The organism is Chitinophaga filiformis, from assembly GCF_900102545.1.
GTDB classification, from domain to species: Bacteria; Bacteroidota; Bacteroidia; order Chitinophagales; family Chitinophagaceae; genus Chitinophaga; species Chitinophaga filiformis.
Genome location: NZ_FNBN01000009.1, coordinates 377,449 through 396,822 on the forward strand (window position 1 = coordinate 377,449; position 19,374 = coordinate 396,822).

Annotated in this window: 20 protein-coding genes; 10 read left to right on the plus strand and 10 right to left on the minus strand. The window is 43.5% G+C overall.

Annotated elements, in window-relative coordinates; translation table 11 throughout:
* The first annotated feature begins 61 nt into the window (after positions 1-61).
* Positions 62-829, plus strand: coding sequence for a basic secretory protein-like protein (locus tag BLR32_RS28815; protein WP_245705545.1), 768 nt, complete (start codon positions 62-64; stop codon positions 827-829).
* A 125-nt stretch (positions 830-954) separates the two neighbouring features.
* Here the strand turns inward: BLR32_RS28815 and BLR32_RS28820 are convergent, their stop codons facing one another.
* The gene (locus BLR32_RS28820) at positions 955-1,689 is read right to left on the minus strand and encodes a hypothetical protein (RefSeq protein ID WP_089837211.1); all 735 of its coding nucleotides are present in this window, start codon (positions 1,687-1,689) and stop codon (positions 955-957) included.
* A gap of 20 nt (positions 1,690-1,709) precedes the next feature.
* Here BLR32_RS28820 and BLR32_RS28825 point away from each other — a divergent pair, with 20 nt between their 5' ends.
* Positions 1,710-3,527, plus strand: coding sequence for a glycoside hydrolase family 15 protein (locus BLR32_RS28825; RefSeq protein WP_089837274.1), 1,818 nt, complete (start codon positions 1,710-1,712; stop codon positions 3,525-3,527).
* Positions 3,528-3,529: 2 nt separating this feature from the next.
* Here the strand turns inward: BLR32_RS28825 and BLR32_RS28830 are convergent, their stop codons facing one another.
* From BLR32_RS28830 to BLR32_RS28840, 3 genes are all read right to left on the minus strand, one after another.
* The gene (locus BLR32_RS28830; protein WP_089837213.1) at positions 3,530-5,056 is read right to left on the minus strand and encodes a TolB family protein; all 1,527 of its coding nucleotides are present in this window, start codon (positions 5,054-5,056) and stop codon (positions 3,530-3,532) included.
* A 136-nt stretch (positions 5,057-5,192) separates the two neighbouring features.
* Entirely contained in the window at positions 5,193-6,122 is a 930-nt protein-coding gene (locus BLR32_RS28835) for a S1C family serine protease (RefSeq protein WP_245705546.1), read from the minus strand.
* Between the two features lie 162 nt (positions 6,123-6,284).
* Positions 6,285-7,274 carry a GlxA family transcriptional regulator gene (locus BLR32_RS28840; protein ID WP_089837215.1) on the minus strand — a complete coding sequence of 330 codons (990 nt, stop codon included), beginning with the start codon at positions 7,272-7,274 and terminating at the stop codon, positions 6,285-6,287.
* A 143-nt stretch (positions 7,275-7,417) separates the two neighbouring features.
* Here BLR32_RS28840 and BLR32_RS28845 point away from each other — a divergent pair, with 143 nt between their 5' ends.
* Positions 7,418-8,260, plus strand: a complete 843-nt coding sequence (locus BLR32_RS28845; RefSeq protein ID WP_089837278.1) for an alpha/beta fold hydrolase — start codon at positions 7,418-7,420, stop codon at positions 8,258-8,260.
* A gap of 17 nt (positions 8,261-8,277) precedes the next feature.
* Here the strand turns inward: BLR32_RS28845 and BLR32_RS28850 are convergent, their stop codons facing one another.
* Both BLR32_RS28850 and BLR32_RS28855 read right to left on the minus strand, forming a co-directional pair.
* Positions 8,278-8,820, minus strand: a complete 543-nt coding sequence (locus BLR32_RS28850; RefSeq protein ID WP_089837217.1) for a hypothetical protein — start codon at positions 8,818-8,820, stop codon at positions 8,278-8,280.
* A 30-nt stretch (positions 8,821-8,850) separates the two neighbouring features.
* Entirely contained in the window at positions 8,851-9,204 is a 354-nt protein-coding gene (locus tag BLR32_RS28855; protein ID WP_089837219.1) for a winged helix-turn-helix transcriptional regulator, read from the minus strand.
* Positions 9,205-9,314: 110 nt separating this feature from the next.
* Here BLR32_RS28855 and BLR32_RS28860 point away from each other — a divergent pair, with 110 nt between their 5' ends.
* On the plus strand, positions 9,315-10,070 hold the full coding sequence (locus BLR32_RS28860; protein WP_089837221.1) for an SDR family NAD(P)-dependent oxidoreductase: 756 nt from the start codon (positions 9,315-9,317) through the stop codon (positions 10,068-10,070).
* 83 nt (positions 10,071-10,153) lie between these two features.
* Here BLR32_RS28860 and BLR32_RS28865 read toward each other — a convergent pair whose 3' ends face one another.
* Entirely contained in the window at positions 10,154-12,169 is a 2,016-nt protein-coding gene (locus BLR32_RS28865; RefSeq protein WP_089837222.1) for a M13 family metallopeptidase, read from the minus strand.
* A gap of 131 nt (positions 12,170-12,300) precedes the next feature.
* The gene (locus BLR32_RS28870) at positions 12,301-12,891 is read right to left on the minus strand and encodes a hypothetical protein (protein WP_089837224.1); all 591 of its coding nucleotides are present in this window, start codon (positions 12,889-12,891) and stop codon (positions 12,301-12,303) included.
* Positions 12,892-13,210: 319 nt separating this feature from the next.
* Here BLR32_RS28870 and BLR32_RS28875 point away from each other — a divergent pair, with 319 nt between their 5' ends.
* Positions 13,211-13,750 (plus strand): hypothetical protein, encoded by a 540-nt coding sequence (locus BLR32_RS28875; protein ID WP_089837226.1) that lies wholly within the window; start codon positions 13,211-13,213, stop codon positions 13,748-13,750.
* 581 nt (positions 13,751-14,331) lie between these two features.
* Complete coding sequence (locus tag BLR32_RS28880; RefSeq protein WP_089837228.1) at positions 14,332-14,640, plus strand: RNA recognition motif domain-containing protein; 309 nt, start codon at positions 14,332-14,334, stop codon at positions 14,638-14,640.
* A gap of 503 nt (positions 14,641-15,143) precedes the next feature.
* Here the strand turns inward: BLR32_RS28880 and BLR32_RS28885 are convergent.
* Positions 15,144-16,103, minus strand: a complete 960-nt coding sequence (locus tag BLR32_RS28885) for a retroviral-like aspartic protease family protein (RefSeq protein WP_089837230.1) — start codon at positions 16,101-16,103, stop codon at positions 15,144-15,146.
* 301 nt (positions 16,104-16,404) lie between these two features.
* Here BLR32_RS28885 and BLR32_RS33880 point away from each other — a divergent pair, with 301 nt between their 5' ends.
* From BLR32_RS33880 to BLR32_RS28895, 3 genes are all read left to right on the plus strand, one after another.
* Positions 16,405-16,722, plus strand: a complete 318-nt coding sequence (locus tag BLR32_RS33880; RefSeq protein WP_143011627.1) for a hypothetical protein — start codon at positions 16,405-16,407, stop codon at positions 16,720-16,722.
* A 132-nt stretch (positions 16,723-16,854) separates the two neighbouring features.
* Positions 16,855-17,367, plus strand: a complete 513-nt coding sequence (locus BLR32_RS28890; RefSeq protein WP_143011628.1) for a hypothetical protein — start codon at positions 16,855-16,857, stop codon at positions 17,365-17,367.
* Between the two features lie 250 nt (positions 17,368-17,617).
* Positions 17,618-18,097, plus strand: a complete 480-nt coding sequence (locus tag BLR32_RS28895; protein ID WP_089837233.1) for a hypothetical protein — start codon at positions 17,618-17,620, stop codon at positions 18,095-18,097.
* Between the two features lie 31 nt (positions 18,098-18,128).
* On the opposite strand, the gene BLR32_RS28900 is transcribed toward BLR32_RS28895, so the two are convergent.
* The gene (locus BLR32_RS28900; RefSeq protein WP_143011629.1) at positions 18,129-19,097 is read right to left on the minus strand and encodes a putative phage abortive infection protein; all 969 of its coding nucleotides are present in this window, start codon (positions 19,095-19,097) and stop codon (positions 18,129-18,131) included.
* Positions 19,098-19,133: 36 nt separating this feature from the next.
* On the opposite strand from BLR32_RS28900, the gene tnpA reads away from it, so the two are divergent.
* Positions 19,134-19,374: IS66 family insertion sequence element accessory protein TnpA (gene tnpA, locus BLR32_RS34670; protein ID WP_394331203.1), on the plus strand; the 241-nt coding region annotated here is incomplete at its 3' end.

Sequence of the window (19,374 nt, forward strand, 5' to 3'; positions counted from 1 at the left end):
TATTGCGTTTATTTTCCTGAGATCACTGTTCATCTGCCTCCTATGTAAACCCACTCACAAAATGAGACATTCGCTAAATTATTCCATGATTATTGGTACCCTTGGTATCTTTTTAATGTCTGCCTGTAGCAAATCTGACCTCGTAACTCCCGATCAGCCTAAGGGAGATCTTAATGAAGCAGCCCGCGTTGCCGGAGAAGTCACTGCGGCGGCCACTACACCCGTAGGTACCGTCATATACACAAGTAATGGTTACAAAGTGACCATCACCAACAAGGACGCTACTTTCGATGACGCTGTACGTCAGAAATTTGTAGATATCTTTTTCAGCGTTTATCCGCAGTTGGTGACCAGGTTCAATACCGGCGCCGTTAAAGCAGTTACTTTCGTGATAGATCCAGCCTACAGTGGCGTGGCGGCCACTTCCGGTACCACTATTACCTACAGCTCCGCATGGTTCCATAGCCATCCGCAGGATGTAGATGTTGTAACGCATGAGATCATGCACGTAGTACAGGCATATACCGGTGGCGCTCCCGGTTGGCTGACTGAGGGTATAGCCGATTATGTCCGTTATAAGTATGGCGTGAATAACGGTCCTGCCGGATGGTCATTACCTAACTGGTCAGCTTCTCAGTCGTATACAGATGCCTACCGTGTTACCGCACGTTTCCTGGCCTGGCTGGAACTGCACAAACGCAGTACGATCGTAACAGATCTGAACACTGCGTTGCGTAATAAGACCTATACAGCTAATACCTGGGTAAGTCTGACTACTAAAACGGTAGACCAGCTGTGGGCAGAGTATTCCGCTAATCCTGCATTGTAGCAGCCCATTCATTACTCCGTAGCATTGCCATAATTGTATAATAACCAGGAGGGGATGAACGGGGATCTGCGTACATGCAATGCTATACAATATCCCGGCTATACCGATAGCCGGGATATTTTTTATCAGTCGAAAAAAGGATCAGGTGCTGTTCTGTCAATATGAAAGGCCTGGTCAAGATAATAAAGCACAGTTTCCGGTGCTTTGGCCGTACGTACCAATTCTCTCAGCGGAGTTACTATCTTCGGATATTCATCAATAAATTCCAGCCCCTCCACTTGTGTTAAATGAAATGATTGCATCAGCAGGCGGAACCGTTCCAACTCTGCACCCCAGTACCGGATATATTTACTTTCACTGATGTTAAGTTCCAGGAGTATATCTTTTACCCGGAAGAGCAGTCCGGCCTCCAGCAGGCAGTCCTGCGTCAGTTCCTCCCGGTATTTTTCCAGCTCTTTCAGTATGAACTGTTTCTGCAGCAGGGGAGTGGTAACAGCATCTTCTTCATATATACCATACACGCAGCTTACCTTATCCGGCAGGGTGGCAGCCAGCGCCTGGAACAGGGCCCATAAACGGCTGTTGTCTATATTGATCATGGCCTGGAAGCGGTAGGGCAGACGGGGATTCTCATTGAGTGTAAGAGAGTACCCTTCTACGATCTTCGCTTTCCTTCTCTTGAAAAGGATCTCGTCGATGTCCGGCCGGTAGTCTATTTCCTCATCTGAGGGAATTCGCACGGTAATAGGCAGTTCTAACATACTGTAAAGATAAGGTACCGCAGCACATTGGGAAGCCGGAAGATAGCGGAATTCCCGGGGTGTTTTCCTTGCTGTAGCAGGATCGGCAGCTTTAGGCATGGTTAATGATAAATACTGGTATGAAACATCAGGAAAGACCATATCAACGCATTGAGAATTATGGTATTATCGGCAACCTTGAGACAGTTGCCCTGGTCTCCCTGACGGGGTCCATTGACTTCATGTGTTTTCCCCGTTTCGATTCTCCCACTATCTTTGCCTCCTTGCTGGATTCCACTAAAGGCGGTTATTTTTCCGTTGAACCTGAGATGCAGGATTATACCTCCAAACAATTATACATACCCGGTACGGCTATCCTGCTCACCCGTTATTTCTCCGATTCAGGTATTGCTGAGCTGACAGACTATATGCCCATTGCTGATGTACAAAAAGATACAGATTGTACGATAGTCCGCAAGATCAAAACCATCAGGGGGAATATCACTTTCAAGGTGAATTGCGTACCCCGGTTTGATTACGCGGCAGCTAAACATGAGGCAGTGCTGAAGAAGCGGAAAAATGAGATCATCTTTACGCCTATTAACGATGGGAATGTGCAACTCCGGTTGATAGCAGATGTTCCTTTACGGCTGAAACATAAGAACGGATACGCGGAATTTACCCTCCGGGAATCGGAAGTAGCCAATATCGTATTGCAGGCAGTTAAAAAAGACAATAAGGAGCCTTTAGAGGGCGTAGAATATTATACGGACATCTACCAGGAAACAATCGTAAAATGGCGGCAATGGGTAGGCAAATCGACTTATAGGGGACATTATGGGGAGTTGATACAACGGTCGGCCATTACACTGAAATTATTGACTTCCGTTAAATTCGGTTCCGTAGTGGCGGCACCTACTTTTGGAATCCCGGAGACCCTGGCTGGTAACCGTAACTGGGACTACCGTTTTAACTGGATAAGGGATGCCGCCTTTACCATGTATGCCTTCCTGAAACTGGGCTTTTTTGATGAAGCGACCGCCTTTATGAACTGGATCTTCAACCTGTGTTCGGAAAGCAAACTGCAATTGCTGTACAATATTGATGGCAGTAAAGCCGGTGAAGAGCAGGTATTGAAACACCTGGATGGGTACAAGGGAGCTAAACCTGTGCGTATTGGTAATGCTGCCGCCAGTCAACGTCAGACGGATATTTACGGAGAACTGATCGATACTATTTACATCTACAATAAGTCTTATGAACCCATTACCTTCGAATTCTGGGCCCTGATCAGGAAACAGGTGGAATGTGTGATCAGCGACTGGAAAACCGCCGATCATGGTATATGGGAAATAAGGAACGAAAAACGGGAATTCCTGCACTCCCGTTTAATGTGCTGGGTAGCTATGGACAGAGCCATCAAAATAGCACAACACCGCTCATTCCCTTATCCGGAAACAGAGTGGCAGACCGTCCGCGATGAGATCTATAATGACATCTACCATAACTTCTGGAACGAAGAGCTGGGAGCATGGGTGCAATACAAAGGCGCCAAAGCAGTAGATGCCGCCGCGTTGCTGATGCCCCTGACCCACTTTATCACGCCACTGGAGCCCAGATGGCTTTCCACCATGAAGGTAATAGACAGAGACCTGCGCCTGGATGTACTCATTTACCGTTACCGGAACCACCTGGAAAAGATTGACGGACTGGATGGGGAAGAGGGCACTTTCAATATGTGTTCATTCTGGTATATTGAAGCCCTTGCCAAATGCGGAGAACTGGAGCTGGCAATAGAAAGTTTTGAAAAGATGATCGGTTATGCCAATCACCTGGGACTCTTCAGTGAGGAACTGGGGAAGAAGGGAGAACACCTGGGGAACTTTCCCCAGGCATTCACACACCTCGCTTTAATTAGTGCTGCCGTTGAGCTCAACAAGCAGTTGAGCCGCGTGTAAAGTCATTTTCCGGAAGGAAATATGGGAAACAGCAGGTTTGTGTTGCTGATAAATGCGATACGTTTGCTATCGGGCGACCATGAGGGCGTATTGATCGTGCCTTGTCCGCCGTACAGGTAGGCAATCACTTTTGCAGGACCCCCACTGGCAGGCATCAGCCGTAAATAAACGTGTTTATAAAAAGGATGATCTGAAGGATCTACTTCTTCTTTCAGGAAGGAAAGGAATACAATCCATTTACCATCCGGAGAAATATGCGGGAACCAGTTATTAAAACCATCGTTTGTAATCTGTGTCTGTTCTGAACCATCCGCCTTCATCCGCCATAGCTGCATCAGTCCATTACGCACGGAGTTGAAGTAAATATATTTGCCATCCGGTGTATATTCAGGACCATCGTCCAGTCCGGGAGCCATGGTCAGCCTGACTTCCTCGCCACCGGCAGCGGGCACACGGTAAATATCAAACTCTCCATTACGCTGCCCGGTAAATACCAGGAACTTTCCATCCGGCGACCATCCATGCATATAAGAGGGACCAATTTTGTTGATACGCGCAGGAGTGCCTCCCGTACGTGGCACTACATAACCAATGGAAGCGCCTTTTTCTCCATCGCCACTACTGATGGCCAGCATTTTCCCGTCAAACGATAATACGTGATCATTGTTGTTCTTTTTCGCATCTCCGGTATTGATCAGGGATGGGATTTTCTTCTCCAGGTCAAACTGGTACAATAATCCATCGGCATTATAGATCAGTGATTTACCATCCTTGTTCCAGTTGGGCGCCTGTATGGAGCCCGGCGTCTGGTAAACAATAGTGCTGTTTTGTGTAGCGATATCCAGTATTTCGAGCATGCTGCCTATGTACTGGCGATAAGGCACCAAGGTGGCAGGTGCAGGTACCGTAATGCGCACATTACTGAATATAGCATTCTCCACAACATCCGGATTGTGTGAGCAGACAAACAGGCCTGCATATACCTCATCTCCCAATGAGAGGTCATCCAGTTTTTCACTGACGAATGTTTGTCCGTTACGGGCTACGGATAAAATGAACGTATTACCTTTCCGTTCCAGCTGTACAACATCCGCAGTTGTCAGCGTTGATTTTATTTCTTCGGTATTCGCCCCTGTAGTACGCCTGAACTGCAGGGAGGTTAAGCCGTCTCCATGTACAACACCATTCACGTGTGTAGCGTTGGTATCCAGTGAGCTGCGTATCATCAGTCCCCATTTGCGGTGAGCTTCCTTTCCCTTGCCAATGAAGCGGGCATTTGTACGGAGAATGAAATCACCTTTCATCTTTTTCCATACGAAATGAAATTCATCGCTGCCGAACCACATATTCGTACCTGCGCCGCTGATGGTGTACTGCTGTGTTTTTGGGTTGTACTGTGTAGTACCGGTATGTTTCACCTTGCCGACATCTGTTTGTGCGTCGAAAATGCCCAATGTTTGCGCAGAGAGTCGGGCGAACTGGCTGAATGCCAGCAGGCTAATGGTCAATAACAACAATTTCTTACCCATGTGTAAATAGTATAACGTGATCAACTGGAGGCAGTCTTGCCGTGGAACGTTATCTAATTTACAGATGTTTCCCGGGGAATGAAAGACTTCCTCCGGCAGAGGGTGCTATTAATTTACATAGCGAGTATCACCGCGCTCAATCTCCTCTTTCTATCGGTGTGATCCGCAACTCAAGCTTCTCATTATCCCGTATCACATTGATATACTGGAACTGACCTATTTTATCGGCTGTCATCATTTTAAAAAACTGGTCAGCTGTTTCCACCGGCTGGTCATTGAACTGGTAGATGATATCTCCATTCAGGATGCCTGCTTTGGCTGCGGGACTATTGCGTTCCACTTTGGATATAAATAAAGCCTGTTTGTTTTTCAGCTGATGAATGGTACGCAATCTTGGTACGAGATCGATCTGCTGCATGGCAACACCAACATACGCTCTTTTGACTTTACCATAACGGATCAGCTGGTTGGCGATAGCCTTGGCCGTATTGATGCTGATAGCAAAACAAAGACCCTGTGCGCCTCTTATAACAGCGGTATTTACACCAATGACCTCTCCGTTACTGTTAATGAGTGGGCCACCGGAATTACCTGGATTCAATGCGGCATCTGTTTGTATCATCGCATCCATCATCATACCGTCCTGTCCCTGCAATGATCTGCCCAAAGCACTGATCACGCCTGCGGTAACGGTGTGCTGGAATCCCAGGGGATTCCCGATGGCAATTACCATCTGCCCGATCTTCAGTTCATCGGAGTCGCCCAGTTTCACAGGAGAAAATTCCCGGGCATCAATCTTTAATAGCGCCAGGTCCGTAGCGGGATCCTGGCCGGCCAGACTGGCTGGGTATACACGGCCATCCTGCAGCATCACTTTCAGGCTGGTGGCCCCGTTTACAACGTGACTGTTGGTGAACAGATAACCATCAGAAGAGAAGAGGAATCCGGAGCCAGTTCCGGACACTGCTTCCTGGTTATTGTTGGCATTCAGTCGTTCTATTTTGACCACTGCCGGACTGGCTTTTTCGACAGCGTCAATGATCATTTGAGAATATGCATCCATCATTTAAATTGTATCGATTTTTTTAGATGCATCAAATATCTTACCTCCTATAAATCTGGACAGACTGGCAGGAGCAGATGGATTTAATCTGTCAGAAAGGTCGGCGGCTGTCAATCAGGCGGCAACAAAGCAGGAATGTTCCGGAGGAAGCAGGTGTACGGTCAGTCAACTAAATGAGCTTCTGAATCTTTTCCGGTATTGAGATGGTGTGACCTCCATAGTTCTCAGGAACACTTTCCGCATATTCTCTGCATTACCGAATCCTGTTTGTACTGCTATTTCATCCTGCGTCAGTTTCTTTTCTGTGAGGCTTCTGCAGGCCTGTTCCAGCCGGAGCTTTTCTACATATCTGGCAGGAGTGATCTTTAGTTCCTGTACAAACATCCTTGCGAAATTGCGGGGGCTCATAGCTGCCTGCTGCGCCAGCCGTTCTACCGTGATGTCCTCATGCAGGTGCTTATGCAACCAGGCAAGTGCAGTCTTCACCGGTTCATAGTCTGTTTCCTGTGCTTCCAGCATAGTACTGTATTGCGACTGGTTGCCGGGACGTTTGAGGAAAAGTACCATCTGCCGGGCAATATTCAGCGCAAAGGATCTGCCCATATCTTCTTCGACCAACGCCAGGGCCATGTCCATACCGGTAGTTACGCCCGCAGAAGTATAGATGTTACCATCCTTTACAAAGACGGGGGTGTTTTCAACCGTCACTTCAGGAAACATATCTGCCAGACGTTGACAGAGCCGCCAATGTGTAGTGGCACGTTTCCCATTCAATACTCCTGCCCGCGCCAGCATAAAGGTGCCGGAACATACAGAACATATCCTGCGAACCTGTTTTGCCTGCATGGCTATCCATGGTAATAACTGTTCATCCAAAGGCTGGTTATCATCCGCAGGGATGCCGGAAAGAATAAGTGTATCGATGGGATAATCCACTTCTTCAAAAGTAGATTCGCAGAGAATAGGCAAAAAAGAAGATGTGACAACCTTGCGGGCCTTCTCACCCGACACAGTATGTACGATGTAACAGATATCCTGCTCTTCGCGCAGCGCCAGAATCGCAGCCCTGTTAAAAACTTCCAGTGGTCCGGCCATATCCATCAATGCAGAATTGGACGGTACCAGGATAACGATGTGTTTCTCTTCCTTAGACATAGTAAGATGAATGAGTAGTTCCTGTAATTGGCAGGAATTACCTGTTTTTTGTCTCCCTGTACAAAATGTGCCGGGGCTAATTTTGTTTCATGAGACAGAAAACATTTTTATTATCACTGTTTATTTTTTTATTCACTAAGCATATGCAAGCACAAATGCCGGATGCAAAATTCATCCAGATCGAAAGTACAAAGCTTTGTTATTACGAACAAGGGCAGGGAGAGGTGATCCTCCTGCTACATGGCTGGCCGCAAACGTCCTATGTATGGCGTAAGGTAATACCGAAACTGGCCAAAAGGAACAGGGTTATTGCGGTAGATCTTCCGGGTCTGGGTAACAGTGGTTCTGCGGAAAGCTATGATACCAGAACTGTTGCTGCCATCATCAGTAAATTTATCACTGCACAGAAAATAGGGAAGGTGCACCTGGTATCGCATGATGTAGGCAGTTGGGTAGCTGTGTCATTTGCGCTGCAACATGAAGATCAGCTGAATACCCTGACTGTCATTGATGCAGCTATCCCCGGCTTTATATCTGATGCCGTATTTAAGCCGGAGAATGCAAAGAAGATATGGCAATTCTATTTCCATGCTGTGGCAGATATACCGGAATTGCTGGTAGAGGGTAGGGAAGAAGCGTATCTTTCCTGGTATTTCTCGAATAAGTCGTTCGTTAAATCAGCTATCAGCGTAGAAGACAGGGATGTATATGTGAAGGCGTATACAGGAAAGGATAGACTGGGGCGTGGGTTTGCCTACTACAGGGCTTTTAACCTGAGCGCAGAAAATAACAGGAATGTACAGCGTCGTTTAACTATCCCTGTTTGGGCCCTGGGAGGGCAATATGCATTGGGGGAACAGATTGGTAACGCACTGAAAGCTATTGCTGAGCCTAAGGTCGTGGTGATAAAAGACTGTGGGCATTATGTTCCTGAAGAGCAGCCGGAGGAAACTGTAAAGTACATAAGAATGGCTATTGGCGGGTGAACTACATTGGATACGTATTAATGCTGGATTTTCCAGCCTGGAGGCTGGAAGTCGCGTATTGCTGTACCTATGCGGTTAAATTGACGCATAGTGGACAGGTCCAGATACATATAACCACCGTCTTGTTGAATTAATACCAGGCCAGCTAATGTTGATGACTTACCTTTTACTGTAACTGTCATATATGCGCCGATAAAGTCTTCCCAGCGATATATCCGTCCGCCGAAACTTATACCAGTAGCGCTGATACTGATAAATAAAGGTTTATAGAAAAAGATTCTGTAACAGACAGTGGTTGCTAATAATAGCAATGCAGTAAGCAGATAAGCGTAATTTCCCGAACTTAACCCTAATAGGATAGACACCAGACAAAGGGCCACAAAAGTAGTTGTAATCTGATCAACAGGTGGCTGATGCACAACTACGGCTCCCTGGTCATCCTTGGTAGCAGGATTGTAAAAAGCGAATTTCCAGGCTGGCTTAAAATCACTGTATGGCAGGCAGTATTTTTTTCGCACCAGGTCTTCCTTAATATTGGCAATAAGTTGTGATTGATCCATTGATATAGGGATACGCGCAATTAAAAATAACTATTTCCCGATAATTTTTTTCCGGTGTGATATCCCCCAGGCGGTCAGATCCTTAATGATGCCTTTTAGTGTTTCACCGTGTTCTGTAAGTACATACTGAACGGTTATAGGTTGTGTATCTAAAACTGTTCGTTTAATTAATTTATTTATTTCTAATTCTTTTAATTCCTTGCTCAACATTTTGTTTGAAATACCGGGTACATCATTCAGAATGTCAGAGAATCTTCTTTCGTTGTAATAGCAGATAGATGAGATAATAGGTATTTTCCATTTTCCACTCAACACGTCCATTGCGTCGTGGACGCCCATCATTTCTTTTTTGTGATCTGGTCTTTCAATTCTTTGACATTCCATAATAAGTTACTTTGTTACCTCCAGGTTACTGTTACTTTTCGTTACAAAGTTACCGAAATATATCATGTCGTCATAAGTTTGTACCTCAATCATCAAATAAACGAGAAGATATGAATAAACTAGAAAACAAGGTAGTAGTCGTTACTGGTGCGTCAAAAGGAATAGGTGCATCTATTGCTAAGTATTTTGCGGCAGAGGGTGCTAAGGTAGTGGTGAATTATGCTTCCAGCAAAGAAGGTGCGGACAATGTTGTAAAAGCCATCACTGACGCTGGTGGTAAAGCAATTTCGGTGCAGGGCGATGTGTCGAAAGCCGCCGATGTAACCAGACTTTTTGAGGAAACAAAAAATGCTTTTGGTGCATTAGATATTTTGGTAAACAATGCTGGTATTTATCAATATGCGCCGATTGAAGAAGTATCGGCAGATTCATTTGATAAACAATTTGCCATCAATGTTTGGGGTTCTTTACTCGCTATCCAGGCATCTTTAAAACTGTTTGGTGATAAGGGCGGTAACATCATTAACATCAGTTCAGAAGCAGGTAAAACGCCTCTTCCTACAGGTGCGGTGTATTCCGCAACTAAAGCAGCATTGGATGCTATAACTATTTCTTTATCCAAAGAACTGGGTGCAAAAAATGTGCGTATCAATTCTATTTTACCAGGTATTGTGGAAACAGAAGGCTCACATAGCGGTGGCTTTATCGGCAGCGATATGGAAGCGAAATTGGTTGCCAACACGCCACTAGGTCGTACTGGCCAGCCGGAAGATGTTGCGAAAGTAGCTGTATTCCTTGCTTCTGATGATGCCGGGTGGATTACAGGAGAAAAGATTTCCGTTTCAGGCGGTATTTACGGATTATAAAAAAAGGCCTTCAGATGCTAAATCTGAAGGCCTTAAATATTTTGCTAACTTTTCAGTTTGTGAAAGAAAATGACTTTCACATTCTACCAGATCTTGATCCGTTTATCTGCATCCAGATACATTTTCTCTCCGGGTTGTACATTAAAAGCTGAATAAAAGGCCGGGATGTTCATCAGTGGGCCATTTACACGCCACATGGGGGGAGAATGAGGATCGTTGTTTACCCAATAGCGAAGGTATTCATCCTTCATTTTCACCCGCCAGATCCTGGCTATTGAAAAGAAGAATCGCTGATCGGGTGTAAAGCCGCCGATCTTCGTTGTATCCTGACCTTGTTTGGTCATTTTAAAAGCATCATATGCTACGGCAATTCCGCTGAGATCTGCTGTGTTTTCTCCTACTGTAAGCGCACCCTTTATATGAATGCTATCCAGTACAGTGAACTGGCTGTACAGGTCAATGACCTGTTGTGTTTTGGCTTTGAACTTCTCATAGTCCTGAGCTGTCCACCAGCTTTTTACATTACCGTTCTTATCAAACTGAGCCCCCTGGTCGTCAAACGTATGCGTCATTTCATGCCCGATCACCATACCAATACCGCCATAGTTAAGCGCGTCATCAGCATTATTGTCAAAGTAAGGGGGCTGCAGGATTCCGGCGGGAAATACGATTTCGTTCGCGTAAGGATTATTATAAGCAGTAACTGTAGCAGGTGTGGTGAACCATTCGGTTTTGTCAACCGGCTTCCCCAGTTTAGCCAGGTTATATTGGAAATTGTTCGCAGCCGCCGATACCACATTCTCAAAATATTTATTCCTCACAACGGTTACGTTGTTGTATTCGCGCCACTTATCGGGGTATCCGATCTTTTTGGTGATGGCAAATAATTTCTCCTTAGCTTTTTGTTTGGTGCTGTCGCTCATCCAGTCCAGCTTGTCCACTCTATTGGAGAATGCCTTTTGCAGGTTATTCACTAGCTCCAGCATCCGCGCTTTGGCTGACTCGGGGAAGTATAGCTTCGTATATAATTGTCCCAATGCCATGCCAAGATAGGTATCTACCACGCCAGACATAGTCTCGCCACGTGTTTTTTGCACGGCCTGACCTGTAAGGGCTTTATTATAGTCAAAAGATGCCTTCACAAAAGGTTGGCTGAGGTAATCTGCATAATTACTGGTATAGTTTGCTCTCAGGTATATTTTCCAATCCTCAAGCGGAATCGATTTGAGGAGTGCGTTCAATTTATCATAATAACCTGGTTGAGCTACGTCCAGTGAATCCATGGTGGCACCCAGATGTTGGAAGAAGGTCGTCCAACCTATATTGGGTTGTTGCTTATTTAAATCGGCCAGTGCTACTTTATGGAAATTGCCTTTTACATCCCGCAACTCAACATTGGTTTTATGCGCTGTTGCCAGTTGTTTCTGAATATTGTAAACAAGTGCTGTATTTTTTTGCGCTAACGCGGAATCGCTTCCAGTCAAGGTGAAAATATCTACGAGATATTTTTTATATGCTTGTTGTATAGCTACGGTGGCTGTATCCGTCTTGAAGTAATAATCTCTGTCAGGCATGCCGATACCAGTTTGATAAATATGCCCCATATTCATGCTACTGTTTTCCTGATCGGGCGAAACCTGGAAATCAATAAGAGATACGTTTGACAATTTGGTTTGTTCCGCCAGGAATGTAAGCATATCTGCAACACTGGTGATGGCATTGATCTGGCTCAACCCGGTTTTGATTGGCTCAAAGCCACGCTGATTGATAGTATTGGTATCCATTCCGGCAGCGAAGAAATCACCGATTTTTTGTTCCAGGCTACCAGGGGAATTATTGCTTTTTGATACACTATCAAGAATACCCTGTAGTTTGAGGCGTTGCTGATAGTTCATAAACCGGTATGCACCTACGCCCGACTGGCTGGGTGGTATTTGCACGGTATCATACCATTTTAGATTTACATAATTGAAAAAGTTATCGCCTGGCCGGATGGTGGAGTCAAGTCCTTCAATGGCGATAAAGGATTTTTCTTTTGTTCCTGGTTGGCAGGCAACAAAAGAAACTAAGAAAACGGATAGCAAAAGCCAGTTTTTCATATAGTTTAGATTTGTGTAGAGGTAATGTTGAACGTTAATAAAGATATCGTTTCTATCTAATACTTTATTAAATACATTATACCAGGAGATGCCGGATCTTAAATCGGGTATATTACTATACTAATAGGCTACTACTCACGTGGTATCAGATAAAACCGGCTCATTTCTTTCATAATTACGGTACACAACCTCTTGTACATTTTCTGTTTATCTGGGTGGGACAATGATTCCAGCCTGGCCGTCCATATATTCTTATTATTTTCTTCAAGCGATAGCTCAAAGGCATTTTCCATAATATGTTCTGTAACTATTGGACGCTGCCGGTATACTTGTCCATTGTATCCTGGCTGAGTAGCAAAATATGACAGATCGTGCTGGCGCGTCCTGTCGTTATTGGCCAATGGAATAAAACGCAACAAGGCATCATGTTCCCAATTAATTACCTGCCTAAGTGCAGCTTTTGTATTTACCGTCAAAGGGTCTCCCAGATATTGGTATTTACATTCAATGTTAAGTTCTTTTAATGCCGCGATAAGTTCAACAGAGAGGTTATTCATGTAATCCTCAGCCTGCGTTCCTCCTTCCGATATCATCAGGATTCGATGATAGTGCCTGATACTATCCACGTTTATGTCTGAGGTTTGTAATCGAATAACCCTTTTCTGGGCATGAACAGGCAGCAGAAATGTCCCGATTAATAAGGATAATAGAAGTGCTCTCATAAGATATATAGGGAATGCATCTTCTGTAAAGATATATAATTCAGACCTACCAGGCACATCAAAATGATAGACCTACAGGAGTTAGATAATCTTTACGCAGCGTTCGGATAGCTTACTGTCGGCTTACCGTCGGCCTGGAATCGGCTTATCATTAAGGAGCTTAGATGATATTAAAAGGCCATTTAAAGGATACCTATATATCAATGGGATATTGAAGTGACCTCTAAATACTATTATGATGTCTGGTTGCATAACTATTTGTATATTAGTCGCACTAAGACAGCAAGCTTTTGTATTGATAACCTCAAAAAACCTTTTTATGGCCATTGTTAAAGACAATATTCTCATGCAGCTTGTACGGGGTACTCTCGGCAAACATTACATCATCTACGAACGGAATGGGCAGATCATTATGGCGGTGAAACGCGGCCCTTCCAGGAAAAAGCCTACACAAAAACAGTTGGAAGCAAGGCATAAGATGACCATTGCTTCGGCACGTGCGCAGGTTATGATGGCCGATCCGGAGATAAAGGCCTACTATCAGTCGCTGGCCGGGCCGGGCCAGAATGCCTACAATATGGCGGTGAAGGATGCTTACCGCAGTCCGGAAGTTCAAAGTATCAGGTTAGAAAAGGAGGATGTAGTGGTGACTGCCAAAAATGAGTTCCGGGTAGCAGAAGTGGAGGTAAAGGTATTAGACGCTGAGGGCGCTATCATAGAAAGCGGTCAGGCAGTGCTGGGTCGCAACAGAGTAGATTGGTATTATAAAGCAACTGCGTTGCCTGCAGGCGGTAAAGTCATTGTAGTAGCGGGAAATTTGCCGGGGTGTCAGACGGTGAAGGAGTTGCTGCTTACATAAAACTGTCTTTACTGTTTACGAATGGCTTCCTGCTGGTTGAGGAGCTTTGTCTGCATATTCCTGCATATTCTTCAATTTGCCAGCACAGATTATTTTGACATGTATTACTTCCCACTTTAAAAGTAGGCAGGCGTAGCTGTGCCTTTCCAGCTCTATGAAAGCCACCTGTTAAGGAAAGGGAATGTCTGTTTTGCGGAGCCCGCATCTTGTTGCAGACGGTTGTATCGCGTGTACTAACGTTGGTATATGGAGGGACATTCTATCATAAATCGTATGAATTCAGACCAGGCAAATCTCATCAGGCAGTTGAAAATCTTTCCAGAGAAGTGAGCCTAAACGGAATGCGTTATCTATCTATGTTACAGTGCATTCAGTAGATCTGATCTGTTAGTACTAATACAGCAATCCTTATTAGAGAATTTAATAATAATGTATATCCCTATAAATTAATCCTGTATTACCCAATTTATTGCTATACCTTTAGCAAGGTTGGATTTGGCCCCTTCTGATTTATTTTGGGTTTCTTTTCTTCCTAAGTTGCTGTTTTTTAGCAATATGTGTGTTTAATTAAAAGTATAATTGTGAATATTTTTGTAGGTAATATAGGTGACAGAACAACTGAAGATGAAATATGGTCTTTATTTGACCCATTTGGAGTTGTATATAGTATTAATGTGGCTTATGATAAATACAGTGGCCGTTCTAAAGGCTTTGCATTCGTTGAAATGCCAGACGATTCCAATGCAGTACAGGCAATTAAGGAATTGAATAATTCAGTAGTTGCTGGCCAGACAATAGTAGTGTATGAGGCTCGTCCCAAACCTGAAAGACCAGAAAATAATCGTTTCTCCAGATCCGGCCCAAGACCTGGATTTAGACCCAGATACTAATAGTTGGATGTTTTAAAACGTCGATTACCTTTATCTGTTAAGAGAGCAGAAGAGCAAAGCCGCAGAATACGTTAAGTAGTTTGTGGCTTTGCTTTTACTTTTCTATGTACCAATAGCAGGAACCCAAGCTGAACTTCCCACCTAATTTTCTAATTATACCGTCAATAAACCTCCTGGATGGGATATAGTAACAAGAACTGTTGGCAACTGCGTTTGGCCTATGACGTGATGATGAAGATTTGTCTCATCATATTGGTGGTGTGAGTTCGGAAACTTTAGCCTTTACGAGTTCCCCGGTCTGTATGAATAGTGCATTGTTTAAAATGAAACCCTAAGCCTGATTTCGAAATATTGTGATTTGCCACACACTGAACTTACTATTTAGTTCCTGTGCAGTCACTATACTTCTATAGACTTTGCATTGTCAAATCAAGCATAAGGTGTGAATTGCTATCGGCTTTTTGCCTACGAGATCCTGATAACTGAATGTTTCAGCGATATGGCTATAACGACCATTTACGAATTCTCTTGACCTTCCTGGGAATCAGCCCCTTAGATACATACATGTTTCTGTTCACAAAATCAAAGATCACAAATTTAAAATCAGAGAAAAAGCCGGCGCCTAAAAGCTTGTCTTTTACAATATCCGAAGTGGAAACTTCATAGTCAAGATATGTATCACCATTAAAGGAGAAGACGGCATGCTCATATAAATAAAATCTGGTATCTACTACCCCTGCAATGGTGGAACTGGTGCCTGTTGCCTTGTATACATATTTATCCTTTATCACTGGGGTAAAGGAGGCGGGTGGCAAAACCAGATCTCCGTTATAGCCTAAATCCACACTCACTAGTTCTTTCTGGGAATGATCTATCTCTATCTCTACTTTGATATCACCGTCGCGGTTAAATTTGGCAGGGAAAGGTTTGGCATCCTTCACTCCTTCAATAGAATCTATCGTGGTGGCAAAGCTGATCTGCTTGTGCTCAAAATCAATTTTCCAGATCCCCTTTTTCAGCATATTAATACCCATCAAGCCCTGTTCCGGCCCCTCCTGATGAGGTACGGGCAGAAATGGTACGTTCTTAAAATTAAGATCTCCCACCCGGACATTATCTGTCACTAAATAGTGGCTCATGATAGTTTGCCCGTTAGGGGTATGACGTGCTTTGTCCGGAGTGTTGGTTTCCCGAATATCTTTGAGGGTAATTTTTGTAAGGGAATCAACCACGGTATTCGCGCCATTATCCAGCTTTAGTTTTACCGGCTGGCCTTCTTTTCCCCAATAAGTATTGATGATAATGTTTCCGTCTACAAGTTCAAATGGAATGCTGGTCTTTATTTCAGACCTTTTTACGCTTACGTTATTCCTGATACTTTCCAACTTAACTTTGGGTATCTGAGAAAAAGCGGGAACAGTAAGAATCAACAAACCACCAAACAGGATATGCATTCTTTTCATAGGAACAAATCATTTTAATCAAAAAAGTGCGCTAAATAAAATAAAAAAAACTACAATGCAAAGCAAGTAAGAAAAAGAACGGGCCCTCTTGTTTGGTGCCGGGTCTATGGCTCCTAATGAAGCTCTTTCCATTTTACTACGCATTTAGTGTTTTAAAATTACGTCTGCAAGTCGCGTGAAATCCCGAGTTCAGTTCTTATACAGGGTTAATAAGCAGCATCTTGCGCAAAAGTCACTGAGTCTTTTTAAAATTAGGTATGACGCAGTGAACTACATCCATAATGCGAAGTAAAAGCAGGTAATGCCTAAAAAAGCAAAAAGCCCGCAAACCCTTTATTTTGAATGCTTCTTTGCTAAGAAGTTATCTCATTTAATTGAGTCGCGCCGCCCCAGGTATCGCAACCTCGAACCAAATTATGCAGGATTGGGTAGAATCCACCATGGCTGCCTGCGTGAGTTCCTTGACCTGAAGATAAAAGATGGTGTGATAGGATTGCCCATCTATCGGGCAATCCACCCCAAACCGAAAAAAGGGACTGATCATCATTTAGATAATCAGTCCCCTTTAGCGGATACAAGGGACAAGTTTCGATTGCGCTGTGCAAAGTCCATGGGGTGAGGATTTATAAATGAAACACTTCGGAATTACCCGGCAGGTAAACAACCCTGCCCGACAAGGTCTAGTCAACCATCGGAAGCGAGTCTTGCGTAGTCCATGCCGGGGTCTATAGCGAAATCTTCCGTATATAGTTTGCCGTTAGTAAGAGGCGAAGTGATTGATGCGGTAGCCGGCGATAATGGTGTTTTTGTAAAAAGTAGCACTGGTATTTTATTATATCAACCAGGTATTCCCAATGCCGTGTATACCTCGGATAATAGTAATACAGGGGAGGGATATTTGTTGCCAAATGGAGATGGGATACTATATTTCAAGAATGGCTATTTTATATATAGAGACGGCCCAGGTCCGAAGGATGAAACAAAAATCAGGTTAAAAACATATAATCACGAAGCATATTCTACAATCAATCATATATCATTTTCCACAGATTGCTCCATAGTGGTGTTTTCTGTAAATGAACCAAATACAAAGACGTTGGAAGGTATTAGGGCATCTTTGAAGGCTTCATCGGTGGATGTGCCGATTTATCAATCTTTTAAACTTGACCTGGATAAAGGAGAGATGAAGCCTTTGGTTATGGAAGGCTCTGGATCATTCAATCCACAATCTTCTACAACAAAAAGCCTTCAGACTTTCATCTGAAGGCTTTTAACTTCCGCGGGCTACCGGGGACGAAGTTCGAACCTTTTTACTAATGATTTAATGAAAATTATATATTTCATGACTTGTAAGGATGATTGATTTATATATTTTATTATGTATTGTGGTGATGGCTTAGCCGTCATTTGGCTGATTATAGTTATTGTCGCCTTCTTTTACAACCTGGAAACAAAGTAGGAGCAACAGTTGCTCAAAAATGGGAATTTAACATCATGAACGTACATTTATTAACATGAAAGAAGAAAAAAGCATTATACGCATTAAGAGCGAACTATTTTCCGAAGTTCTACAGCGGGTGATTGGTTCCCCTCAGTTGACATTTAAAGAAATTACAACGGTCGAGAAACAGGGGTTGTATATTATTTATGAAGGAGATGATATTGTTTATGTTGGTAAGACTACCCGTAGCGGCAAGGTTCGTATCAGGGAATTGGCTGCTGATTTTCGTAGTCATACCTTCAACAAAAAGCTTTTATCTAAGCGATTTAAAGAACTTGGATTCGTCTTTAAAACCTTAAGAAATGAGCTAAAAAAGGAGTGGATCGAGAATGGTCAGATCAGCCTTGATGACTTTAAAAGCCATCAAGATTATGTGAATCAACACATTAGAACCGCACTGAAATTTCGGTTTCATCCTATGGAAGATGAACATGAACTTGGCCGTTTGGAGCATTTTGCAATAGCTATCTTTGATCCACTATTTAACGAATGAAATCTTGATTTGATTACAATTAGTTTTTTTATCACGCAATAATGGATTGGCCTTCGAACATTTTTATTTGTTTTTCCTTCCACAGTTTTTCAATTTCAGGTTTATACAATTGTTCAGGTTTTGTGCCAAGGTCTGCAAGTTCTAGTGGGATATTTTTGATCAACCTGAAATCGGTAAAATATATTTTCCATTTGTCCGGAAACCAGGTAGTCCCATTATAGAATAACATCAGCTGCTCAAAGGTTGTTAATTGCGCCCTTAGAAACCGCAAGTAGTCATATTTCTGATTGTGATCCAAAAACGTCCTGGTTTGAACATAAGTGACAGTCTGGTAGAGCTGTCTGTAGTAGTTGCCAAGAAGATTTGAATGACCATCATATGGATAATAGTGGTAATGAATCGGCCATTTTGCTCTTAGTTCTTCAGCCGCAGATTCTCTTAGTTTACCGATAGTCTGATAAGATTTTTGCCAATTTTGAAGTATTCCCTTCACCCGGATGAACATTGACTTTTCTAAGCTGGAAAAGTCACCTATATATGCCTTTTCTGAATTCGGGCCTATTCCATAATAGAAGATATTGTAAGCCATTAACATGGCGTTCAGACGCTCGGCAGGCTGCTGTGCATCTATCATTGGGTGTGATTTCTTTACGTCTATAATTACATTATAGACGTGCCGCATTTCATAAAATAAGGCCTGAAACGACACTTTGCCGATTACATCAGGTGCAAGGTTCATTTCCGTAACATTTTCTTTATGATTCTTTAATAAATCATAGAATCTGCTTTCGAAACGTTCTACCTCCCAGATCCTTTGTTGTTCTTCTAGTTGATCTTCTTGTTGACGTAAGGAGATTCTGAATTGTGAGCGTTGGAGTTGATTCGCTCTATACTGGATCCAAAAGGCTAAGAATGTCAAACCAGCGCCTAAGAATGCTATTGGCGGTCCCATAATTCCACCAATAGTATCGCCTATCTGTATCCCTACGAGCAAGTGCATCTTTTCGGCGGTGTTTATCGGTTGTAGTTTTGGAATATGGACCAATCAACATCAAGTCTCGGCAAGGGATCTCCCAGACCCCGGATATCTGTTACGGAAAAGAAGCGATTGCTATCTGAGTGGCAACAGAGTTCTTTAAAGATGAAAGCGTTTTGCGAGCAAAATGGTATATCTCTGTCTGGTTTGAAGACCTGGATGAAACAGTTTGACATGGGAAGAAAACGTAAATCCAAGATAATCAAAGCACCATCGTTTGTTGCGCTCATTCCTGAGAAAT

Bases quoted from the DNA above. Each gene is read 5' to 3' on its own strand.
- BLR32_RS28870 (WP_089837224.1), bottom strand. From the start codon at position 12,891: ATGAGAGCACTTCTATTATCCTTATTAATCGGGACATTTCTGCTGCCT.
- BLR32_RS28860 (WP_089837221.1), top strand. From the start codon at position 9,315: ATGAATAAACTAGAAAACAAGGTAGTAGTCGTTACTGGTGCGTCAAAA.
- BLR32_RS28825 (WP_089837274.1), top strand. From the start codon at position 1,710: ATGAAACATCAGGAAAGACCATATCAACGCATTGAGAATTATGGTATT.
- BLR32_RS28845 (WP_089837278.1), top strand. From the start codon at position 7,418: ATGCAAGCACAAATGCCGGATGCAAAATTCATCCAGATCGAAAGTACA.
- BLR32_RS28895 (WP_089837233.1), top strand. From the start codon at position 17,618: ATGAAAGAAGAAAAAAGCATTATACGCATTAAGAGCGAACTATTTTCC.
- BLR32_RS28840 (WP_089837215.1), bottom strand. From the start codon at position 7,274: ATGTCTAAGGAAGAGAAACACATCGTTATCCTGGTACCGTCCAATTCT.
- BLR32_RS28855 (WP_089837219.1), bottom strand. From the start codon at position 9,204: ATGGAATGTCAAAGAATTGAAAGACCAGATCACAAAAAAGAAATGATG.
- BLR32_RS28900 (WP_143011629.1), bottom strand. From the start codon at position 19,097: ATGCACTTGCTCGTAGGGATACAGATAGGCGATACTATTGGTGGAATT.
- BLR32_RS28835 (WP_245705546.1), bottom strand. From the start codon at position 6,122: ATGATGGATGCATATTCTCAAATGATCATTGACGCTGTCGAAAAAGCC.
- BLR32_RS28885 (WP_089837230.1), bottom strand. From the start codon at position 16,103: ATGAAAAGAATGCATATCCTGTTTGGTGGTTTGTTGATTCTTACTGTT.
- BLR32_RS33880 (WP_143011627.1), top strand. From the start codon at position 16,405: ATGCCTAAAAAAGCAAAAAGCCCGCAAACCCTTTATTTTGAATGCTTC.
- BLR32_RS28820 (WP_089837211.1), bottom strand. From the start codon at position 1,689: ATGCCTAAAGCTGCCGATCCTGCTACAGCAAGGAAAACACCCCGGGAA.
- BLR32_RS28830 (WP_089837213.1), bottom strand. From the start codon at position 5,056: ATGGGTAAGAAATTGTTGTTATTGACCATTAGCCTGCTGGCATTCAGC.
- BLR32_RS28865 (WP_089837222.1), bottom strand. From the start codon at position 12,169: ATGAAAAACTGGCTTTTGCTATCCGTTTTCTTAGTTTCTTTTGTTGCC.
- BLR32_RS28875 (WP_089837226.1), top strand. From the start codon at position 13,211: ATGGCCATTGTTAAAGACAATATTCTCATGCAGCTTGTACGGGGTACT.
- BLR32_RS28815 (WP_245705545.1), top strand. From the start codon at position 62: ATGAGACATTCGCTAAATTATTCCATGATTATTGGTACCCTTGGTATC.
- BLR32_RS28850 (WP_089837217.1), bottom strand. From the start codon at position 8,820: ATGGATCAATCACAACTTATTGCCAATATTAAGGAAGACCTGGTGCGA.